The following is an 8,968-nucleotide window of genomic DNA, read 5'->3' as shown; positions in this document are numbered from 1 at the left end:
AACTACAAATGATGTAGTGTAACTTTTCAGTTTAACTACCTATATGGAATTTACAAAAAATAATGATAAGGGTTTAGCTTAGTTCTTTTGATAAGAGAATATAGCTAAACCCTAATTTTTTGAAAAAGTTTTTGTAAAAAATTTGGTAAAAAAAAGTTTTTGTTATACAATTATTTATAACCATATAGGAGGTTGACGATTATGTCACACATAACAAATAATCAAGAAATACAAAATAACAATATAAACATAAAATCCAGAATAATACATGTTAATCAACAAAGTTTTATTGGCTTCGAAGTATTTGAAGAAAAATCCACTCCAACTAAAGAAAAAAGCAAATTAAGCAAGATAGGTAAAAAATTGCCTAAAATAAGCAGTAAAGAATGTTTTAAATTCGACCGCAATTTTGATTTTAGCGCGCAAAGAAACAAACTTGATAAATATGGCGCTAGCGAAGTAGGAAATATTCTTATTGGTGGCGTAGGTCTAAAAGATTTAATGGTAAATAGAGTGCTTAAATATTTTGGTATAAGTATGCCTTTTGAAGAGAATTTATATATGCTTAAGGGCAAAGAGTTAGAAAATTTAGGATTTAGAGAATTTATAAAGGCACACGGTGATAATATTGCGGTTTTGTATAAAAATAAATATGCCAATGGTGTTGATAAATATAATTATTTCAAAAAAATGGAAAATTCAAAAACTTTAGTGGGCTCAACAATTGACAGTTGGCTTATTAATAATAATGGTGATTTAGAACTTTTAGAAATTAAAAGTAGCGATTCTAATTATATGAGTAGTGCCATTGAAGAGTACAATAAAAATGGCAATTTCTTGAGTAGCAAGTATTTTTTCAAATACTATGTACAAGCGCAAATTCAGTTAGCATGTACTGGACTTGAGAATTGCAATTTATTCTTTTTAATAGGCGCTGCACCGGTTAATTGTAAGATAAAAAGAAATAATTCTTTAATAGCAAAAGTGCTTGAATTTGTTAAAAAATGTGAGCAAGAAGTTTTCGATTTAAGAAACAAAATCATTAAAAATGATAAGAATAAGTTATTGATATCAAACAATATTGATAATGATACATTCAATAAGTTTGTTGAAGAAATTGAAGATTTAGTAGAAAAAAGTGATTTTTATCAATCTGGAGTTGAGTTTAATTGGGCAAAAGAATTTGTAGAGTATGTTGAGTGTGTAGACCTTGAGATTAAAACCGAGCAGTCTGCTATAAATCTTGAGTGTTCTCTTTTTGAAATTAAAAATTTAAAAGCAGAACTGAACAAAATTCAAAATGAAAACAAAAAAAAAGAAAAACCTATTAAAGAACTACTCAAAATTAAAATTGATGAAATTATGCGTAAATATCCACTTATCAATCATGTAAATTATAAATTTAAAGAATTTATGTTTAATTATGATCCGAATAAAAGGGCTATATCAGATAGATTAAAGGGCCTATTACCAACAAGTGAAAAAGTATTCTTTTTTAACAATATAGCGTTTTCAAATAGTCCCCGTGTCCCCGTTGAATAGGGACACGGAAAAAAAAATTGCCAAAGAAAATTGGTTGGCATAGATTATATGTCAAAAATAAAGATATTCATCATTTAAGCTTAAATGGGTGACTTATAAGCCAATACTATCCTTTACGCACTCATACGCTTGAATTTTACTTGCAGAAGATAGTCCATAAATATTATCAATTTCATATGTTGAAGAGTATTTCATAAGTTCTTTTATTTGAAAAGAATTGTAGCCGCTAGCTTTTAAATTGAAAATAAACAAATTTCTACATAAATGGAGTGATTTATTGGCCCTAAACCCCCACCTTCTAAGTAACTTTTTGAATTTTTTAGCAATATGGTCAATGTTAATTCGATTATCTTTAAATCTATGTTTGGTTTTTTGAAAAAAATACGTACGACTTGTATTAAGATTTTTTTCTTTAAAATAATCTTCATGCACTTTTTGAATAGCATTAAATTCTTTTGAATTTATAACAAATTCTCTAACACAAGTATTAATTCTTTTTTTTACTACATTTACTTTTATGTTGTATAAAGTTTTTCCGGTTTTGCTTAAAAAGGATGAAATATCTTGCATTTTTACTTTTTGCAGTTCGGCGCCCCTACACCCACTTATTACCAATAAATGTACAAACCAACCAGATATTGGGTCAATTTGTTTTAAGGTTTTAACACATTTTTTAATTAATTGATTGGTTTTTGGATTTAAGTACAGTTTAGCGGGGGGTTTAGAATTTTCTTGTTTATTTTCAGTTGATTTTTTTATACTGCTTTTTAAGGTTTTATTTTTACCTATTATTTGTAGTATTTTTTGATAATCTTCATGAATCTTAAGTATCGCTTGTGCAGTGTTTTTTTTAAAATCTAGATAATCATTAATTTCCATTTTTTAACTCCACTTTTAAATCAAACAAAATTAAATATCAAAATAAAATAATATCAATTTATATTAATTTTACATCAAATTTTATCAAGAATTACCAATATTAGTCAAACTAAAAAAGTTTTAATTGTATGCAAAATTCGGGCTAGAATAACTGTAATAAGCAAAAAAGCAATTTTTAAGTGAACATAAATGTAGCTACATAAACGTTATTCTAAATATAACAAAAACTTTAAAATGAAGTGATAGAATATATTGCATTTATATATTTTTGACTCTATATCTTTGATAGATACTGTAGGGTATACCCTATAAAACAAAAATATTTTTGTGGATTTTAATACTAATTTTTTGTTGAAATCTATAAAATTTGAAATAATCTCCATATAAAGACTAATAAAACTGGTTATTAATTAGTTTTGTTAGTTTATTGCAGCAATACGGCAAGAAAAAATCAATAAAAATTAAAACTAATTTTGATTTTATTTTCTAGGCCCAAATTATTAAGTTTTAGGCAGCCAAAATATACGCACAGTAAAAATTTATTAACCCACAATAAGATTGTTTATTTTGTCTATTTTTAGCCCTACAAGCGACACAAATTTCGTCATAATTTTTAATTAATCTTTTGTAAGAAAAACGCTGTATATCAGGATTAAAATATCTGGTCAAAATTAATTCTTCAAACAAAAAAGAATTTGTTTTTATTTAGTGGTTTTTGTTAATTTTTACTATCTTTGTGTGGGTAAATTTGCAGTGGTTTTTTTTAAAATCAAATAAATATTGATGTATGCAAAATTGAATATATTCTAGGCGTTAGTAACAAATTAATAAAAATTACGTTGAATTACAATTCAAATTATAGAAAAAATAGTAAAGTATTTTTAAACAGAAGTGCCGTTCAATAAATAAAAAATTTGGGCTATAAGGTTGCTAAAATAGCAAGAAGTTAGGATATTAAGGGTATTACACGGCTTATAGTATATACTACGTCTAATATATATAAAAAACTCAAAAATTTGCTATGTATGCCCTTTTTAATCCGCTTTAAAGAAGCTAATTTTTATGATGGAGAATTCTAAAAAATTTCATTAGTATTACATTTGCAGTTTGTTAATATGTAATGGGAAATGTAACAAGTTAAATTAATTAAATCTATAAAAAATTGAAATTTAATTGTTTCAAAAACAATTAAACTGTTTCTTGAAATTTTTTTTCTTTTGTATTTTAAAAAAACATATTGTAATTATATATATTTGCTTTACTTTTAAAAGTTTGGAGAAGGTTCATAATAAAAAAATGTTTATTTTTTGTGTTTTTGTTGTGTTTATAAATTCTTGTAAAATACATTTTGGAACAATAGACAAGCAAACAACTTCTTGTAAAATTCATAAAAAGACAAAAAATGAGCTACTAATGTCTTGTATTCATCGATATGAGCGTCAAGGACTCATAATTCGCAATTTAGAAAATTAATGCTAGTTATTCATACAAAATTTGAGGCTTTTTCTAATGTCAAATATTAACAAATATAATTTGAATTCATATGATAAAAAAAATATTTCACAAAATAATATTTATAATAATGTAGAAAATATAAAAAAAGAAATATCCATTATAAAAGAAAATACATCAAAAGACACTTCACTCCTAGGTAATAAAATTTTTAATTTAGAAGCCCAAATGAATGATTTAGAAAATGATATAAAAGACATTAAAAAAGAATTTTACAAAACTAAAGCGCTTATAAATACAATATTTCAAGAATACTATATAAAAAGTATTTTTGTTTTGATAACAGTACCACCCTTTATCACCACTATTTTTATTAGTATTGTTTCGTGGATATTTGCTAAGCTTAGCAAATAGTACAGAAATTTATGAATCCAGGCCTACTTAGTAATTTTCCCTTTTTAGACAACGCTAAAACAAATAATTCTAATATTAATTGCACTATATAAAATAATTTACAATAAATATTATTATTTATATATCCTTATAAGGATAATAAGGGGATTTTATGAAGAATTTAGAGAATAAATTATTAGATATAGAAAACACAAAAAACAAATTTACAAAAATGGGTTTTGGTGAAAAGATAATATATTTTCTTTTTTCATAATACAATTATGTTATTAGGGGCTAAAGCGTAAAATAGTGGATATAAAAAAAAATTTAAAGTTGCTAAAAGATAGTGTAGAAAATAATTTAAAGCTTGCGCTAGATACTATAAATTACAAAACAGAAACTTTAGAAAATAATCTTAACAAAAAGACAGATAATTTAATTATTAATTCAAATTTAAGAATGGACAATATAGAAAAAAATTATAACTACAAAATAGAAACTTTAGAAAAAAGTTTTAACAAAAAAATAGATAGTTTAATTTCCAAGATAGAAACTTCAGAAAAAAATTTACATAAAAAAATAGATAATTTAAATATTAAGATAAATGATTTAGAAAAGAATTTAAATAAAAAATAGATAGTGTGAACTATTATTTCTATAATCTTTGATTTAGATATATAATAGTTCAACAATCAGTTAATATTTCCCTAAATAAGGGAAATATTGGTATTAATCCAAATTATTACAATGAAAATATATCATCAAATTGTCTTTCTTCTTTTAACATACAAAAAAATTTTAATACACTTGTTTCATAAATGGACTCTTTATCAAGCATAAATTTTTCAAACTTATTTAGATCATCCAATTTATTAGTTTTATTGAAATAGTCTTTTAAAATTTTTGCCCAATATTCTATGCTTTTAAGCTTTAAATCTTTTTCAAAAATATTATCTAAAACATCATCATTATCAACACATAACGCCCTTATTAAGGCCTTTATATTACTTTTTTCTGTATCTTCATTTACCCAATTTTTTATATTAAATAACGCGTTTCTAAAAATTTCATAGCAATATGATTTTCCAATTTTCAACTTTTTATTAAAATTTTTTATTTGATTTTGGTTTTGATTTATGTCTTTTTTTTGTTCTTGATTAACACTAACTTGTTTGCTAGACATAGTAGAATTTTCATTTTTATAACCATTATTGTTTATAGGCGTTGCATCAGTGTCCACTTCACTTCTTATGTTAAGATATGCAACTAAAGCGTATCTTTTGAAATAAGTAATTGATGAGCCCACAAGTTGTGGCGTTGTATTAACATTTTTAGAACCATTTTCATTATGACATTTTAAATTTTCTGTAAGTATTGGTGTATCAAATGAGTCTTTATACCCAGTATTTGTACTATAAAATGTGGTTCTAACAATATGAACTCTACCATACGGATCGTGTGTAAAAGTTGGAAATTGCTTAAAATCAAGTTGTAAATTGTGCTTTTCAATAACGTTATAAATTTCTTCTACTATATCATTGAAATTCTGATATTTATAGCCATATCCTTTAAGATTTTTCTCAATTCCTGCTAAGTTCATCCTTAGGGTTTTCATATCGCTTATAAAGTTAATTTCTGCTCGTATATTATTTTTTTGATTTTTTTTTGTGTGTGACATAATCGTCAACCTCCTATATGGTTATAAATAATTGTATAACAAAAACTTTTTTTGTCAACTTTTTTACAAAAACCTTTTCAAAAAATTTAGAACTTAAATTTCTCTTTAATAGGAAAAAATTAGGGCTTAGCTATATTCTCTTATCAAAAGAACTAAGCTAAACCCTTATCATTATTTTTTGCAAATTATCATATATAGGTAGTTAAACTAAAAAGTTACACTACTACTATTTGTAGTAGTAGCTTAACTTAAGCTTAAAATCAATTTTCTTTTACTAAACTATAAAAAGTATATTAAATTAGTGATAATAATAATTAATATTTTTTAGAAAAATATTTACTTTTAAATCACAATTTTGCATTACAATATTAATATTAATTATAATTATTTATTGAAAATAAAAGGAGTAAGTTTATGAAAGAAGTTATAACCCATAAAAACCCCAACTTGATATTACATATATTGCATAATAGCTAACTTGCGTTGATCTAGAATTATATTTTTAGTTCGGAATATTTCTTCATAAGCTTATGAATTAAATCTTTTTGATTTTCAAAAATTTCGTTCATCATAAAATTAGTAAATTTAGAATTGCTTTTGTAAAAATCATAAATAATTTCTTTAGTTTTAAGTTGCAGCCTTAACGGTTTTACTGGGTTTTGCTTAGATTTTTTTAACAATGGACTTTCTTTATCTTTTATATAATTAAAAGAATTATGAATACCATTTTCTATTACATAATTCTCATTAAGAACACCGTCTTGCAGTGCTGCTGCTAATTTTAAATACTTATATGCTTGACTTTTTGCGACATAAAATTCTTTTGTAAAAGCATCAAAACTTCTATATCCATCTAATTTATAGTATTTATTATCTTTGATTTCTTTTAAAATTCTAATATTCTCCACTTTGTGGACAATTTCTTTTTTGAAATTGGCTTTTAACTTTTCCTTTAGTGTTTTGTAATAAGAAATTTTACTTTCATCAATAATTGAATTTTGTTCAACACTATTATTTATTTTTTTTGTTACAACTTTCATTTTTTTTTTGAATTTTATTGCCATAAAAAATCCCCCTTATTTCTAGAAAGTTTTTATAAAAATAGATTTTACATACATATAAAAATTTTATCAAGAATGCCCTTAATTGACACAATTGTTATTATTTTAGGTTTTTTATTATCCATTTTGTAAGTGGCCCTTGTTCTGGGTATTTTTTCCCATAAAATTCATATACTTGTTTTTCTAAATCTGTAAACATATTAAACAATATTTTGTTGTAGTGATTATTCATTTTCTCTTTAAATAATAAGCGGTATAATCCCTTAAAGTAGAAAAAAACACTTCCTGCTTTAAATCTAACCTCCATATAATATGCTCTTGCAAATCCATAAGATTTTCTATTTCCGTTTACTTCATACTTTACAAAAGCTTTATTTATTGGCTTTCTAAATCCATAAAAAATCCCCAAAAATTTGTCCCCTTCTTTTATAGGATATAAGTGAGTTTCTTGGACAATTCTTTCTCCATTATGTAAGGCTCTTAATGACACTCGAAATTCATTTTTTTTCTTTTTTTTATTCTCATAAACTCCAAATTTGTATAAATCCATCATTATTTTTGTATGGTACATTGCTTTACCATTCTCTTTTTCAATTTTTATGAATCGTTCTTTATTTTGACATTCAACTTTGCATTTACCTTTTTTTGTAGGTTCAACTGCGGTTTCCATGTTTAATCCTTACACAACCTTTTTGCCAAATTCTTTTAGCTTTAAAGAATTGTTTTCAATTTCTATTATTTTTAATAATTCATAATAATATGTGCCAAATACTTTTTTGTATTCTATTTTATTTTTGTTATTCAGATAAGTTTTTACAATTGGCTTTAAAAATTCAATATTTGCCTTTTCTTTTAGTTGTTCAATGAGTATATTAAAAATGTTTATCCTTATGTTTTCATAATTTTTTTGTGGATTTTCTTTTTTCAATTCAATTGATTTTTCTAATTTACGTTTTATAGTACTTAAATCATTGTATTTATGATACTCAATAATAAAATGCGGCTTATTTTTGTAATTTTCATATGTTTTTTGGAAATTTATTTTTAATTGTTTGGCACTATATCCATTTTTTTCAAATTCTTTTTGGGTATTTTCTAAAATTTCTTTTAATTTGTTTTGCTTCTCTTTAAAGCAAGGTTTATTTGAAAAAATCTTCTTATTTTTTGTTATTTCAATTTCATATCTTTTTATGGCTTTAAATATTTTAATCAATTTATCTTTCTCAATATTTAAATTCAATAAAAGAAAGAGGGATTTTTTAGATAAAAAGTTACATTTATTGAAGTACTTTATTATTTGAAATTTTTCTATTGAATTATCTATCTCTTCTTTTTCTTCTTTTATATTATTATTTTTATTACTTAAACACCCCCCAATATCTACACTCCCATTTTTAGTAAATTTCTCTTTAAGGCCTATTTCAACCCTTTTCTGGTATCTTAAATCTTTTTTTTCTTGAAAGTATTTATTTATCTTTGTATGACAATCTTTTTTAGAAAAATTAAGTTGATAGTATATTTCGGTCCCAAAATTCACCCCTAAGCGTTTGTGATAATTGGTTGTAACTTTAAATTGTTTTTCTAATTCATAAAGATAATTCTGCAGTGTTTTTAGCTTAACGGGATTTTGACCATTTCTTTTTAAGTTTTTATTAAAGTAGTAGAATATGTTGCTTTGAGTGTATTTCTTATAGTTTTTGTTTATGTAGTCTAGTGTTGAGATAAGAACTATTAATTTGTATTGGTGTTTGTTGTAGCAATTTGGACTTTTCTTATGGGTTGTAACTTTTGTCATATTTTTTCTCCTATATGGTAATATATGTTTAATATTATAATGCATAATTTTTATTTAAAAGTAAACACTTTCCTAAAACATATTAAATTTTAATTATTAATATCATTAATTCAATACACTTTTTACGATTTAGTAAAAAAAAATTGATTTTAAGCTTAAGTTAAGCTA

At 23.9% G+C, this 8,968-nt stretch carries 9 protein-coding genes; 4 read left to right on the top strand and 5 right to left on the bottom strand.

Features of this window, described 5'->3' with window-relative positions:
• The first annotated feature begins 201 nt into the window (after positions 1 to 201).
• On the top strand, positions 202 to 1,542 hold the full coding sequence (locus QIA31_RS06245) for a DUF244 domain-containing protein (protein ID WP_418905502.1): 1,341 nt from the start codon (positions 202 to 204) through the stop codon (positions 1,540 to 1,542).
• A gap of 93 nt (positions 1,543 to 1,635) precedes the next feature.
• On the opposite strand, the gene QIA31_RS06240 is transcribed toward QIA31_RS06245, so the two are convergent.
• Positions 1,636 to 2,421 carry a site-specific integrase gene (locus tag QIA31_RS06240; RefSeq protein ID WP_418905501.1) on the bottom strand — a complete coding sequence of 262 codons (786 nt, stop codon included), beginning with the start codon at positions 2,419 to 2,421 and terminating at the stop codon, positions 1,636 to 1,638.
• 1,296 nt (positions 2,422 to 3,717) lie between these two features.
• Between QIA31_RS06240 and QIA31_RS06235 the strand changes: the two genes are divergently transcribed.
• From QIA31_RS06235 to QIA31_RS06225, 3 genes are all read left to right on the top strand, one after another.
• Positions 3,718 to 3,894 carry a hypothetical protein gene (locus tag QIA31_RS06235; protein ID WP_418905500.1) on the top strand — a complete coding sequence of 59 codons (177 nt, stop codon included), beginning with the start codon at positions 3,718 to 3,720 and terminating at the stop codon, positions 3,892 to 3,894.
• A 36-nt stretch (positions 3,895 to 3,930) separates the two neighbouring features.
• Positions 3,931 to 4,287 (top strand): hypothetical protein, encoded by a 357-nt coding sequence (locus tag QIA31_RS06230; RefSeq protein ID WP_418905499.1) that lies wholly within the window; start codon positions 3,931 to 3,933, stop codon positions 4,285 to 4,287.
• Positions 4,288 to 4,575: 288 nt separating this feature from the next.
• Positions 4,576 to 4,902, top strand: coding sequence for a hypothetical protein (locus tag QIA31_RS06225; RefSeq protein WP_418905507.1), 327 nt, complete (start codon positions 4,576 to 4,578; stop codon positions 4,900 to 4,902).
• 106 nt (positions 4,903 to 5,008) lie between these two features.
• On the opposite strand, the gene QIA31_RS06220 is transcribed toward QIA31_RS06225, so the two are convergent.
• The 4 genes from QIA31_RS06220 to QIA31_RS06205 all read right to left on the bottom strand — a co-directional run bounded on the left by QIA31_RS06220 (position 5,009) and on the right by QIA31_RS06205 (position 8,800).
• On the bottom strand, positions 5,009 to 5,944 hold the full coding sequence (locus QIA31_RS06220) for an ERF family protein (RefSeq protein ID WP_418905506.1): 936 nt from the start codon (positions 5,942 to 5,944) through the stop codon (positions 5,009 to 5,011).
• A gap of 494 nt (positions 5,945 to 6,438) precedes the next feature.
• Positions 6,439 to 7,008: a chromosome replication/partitioning protein gene (locus tag QIA31_RS06215; RefSeq protein WP_418905505.1), complete on the bottom strand. Its 570-nt coding sequence runs from the start codon at positions 7,006 to 7,008 to the stop codon at positions 6,439 to 6,441.
• A 97-nt stretch (positions 7,009 to 7,105) separates the two neighbouring features.
• Positions 7,106 to 7,675, bottom strand: a complete 570-nt coding sequence (locus tag QIA31_RS06210) for a DUF226 domain-containing protein (RefSeq protein ID WP_418905504.1) — start codon at positions 7,673 to 7,675, stop codon at positions 7,106 to 7,108.
• A 9-nt stretch (positions 7,676 to 7,684) separates the two neighbouring features.
• Positions 7,685 to 8,800 (bottom strand): plasmid maintenance protein, encoded by a 1,116-nt coding sequence (locus QIA31_RS06205; RefSeq protein ID WP_418905503.1) that lies wholly within the window; start codon positions 8,798 to 8,800, stop codon positions 7,685 to 7,687.
• Positions 8,801 to 8,968 lie beyond the last annotated feature (168 nt).

This window comes from [Borrelia] turdi (genome assembly GCF_030439285.2).
Lineage (GTDB): Bacteria > Spirochaetota > Spirochaetia > Borreliales > Borreliaceae > Borreliella > Borreliella turdi.
This window is presented reverse-complemented; position numbering and strand designations above follow the sequence as displayed.

Coding starts and splice junctions, on each gene's coding strand:
- QIA31_RS06205 (WP_418905503.1), bottom strand. CDS start 8,800: ATGACAAAAGTTACAACCCATAAGAAAAGTCCAAATTGCTACAACAAA.
- QIA31_RS06230 (WP_418905499.1), top strand. CDS start 3,931: ATGTCAAATATTAACAAATATAATTTGAATTCATATGATAAAAAAAAT.
- QIA31_RS06215 (WP_418905505.1), bottom strand. CDS start 7,008: ATGGCAATAAAATTCAAAAAAAAAATGAAAGTTGTAACAAAAAAAATA.
- QIA31_RS06220 (WP_418905506.1), bottom strand. CDS start 5,944: ATGTCACACACAAAAAAAAATCAAAAAAATAATATACGAGCAGAAATT.
- QIA31_RS06240 (WP_418905501.1), bottom strand. CDS start 2,421: ATGGAAATTAATGATTATCTAGATTTTAAAAAAAACACTGCACAAGCG.
- QIA31_RS06235 (WP_418905500.1), top strand. CDS start 3,718: ATGTTTATTTTTTGTGTTTTTGTTGTGTTTATAAATTCTTGTAAAATA.
- QIA31_RS06245 (WP_418905502.1), top strand. CDS start 202: ATGTCACACATAACAAATAATCAAGAAATACAAAATAACAATATAAAC.
- QIA31_RS06210 (WP_418905504.1), bottom strand. CDS start 7,675: ATGGAAACCGCAGTTGAACCTACAAAAAAAGGTAAATGCAAAGTTGAA.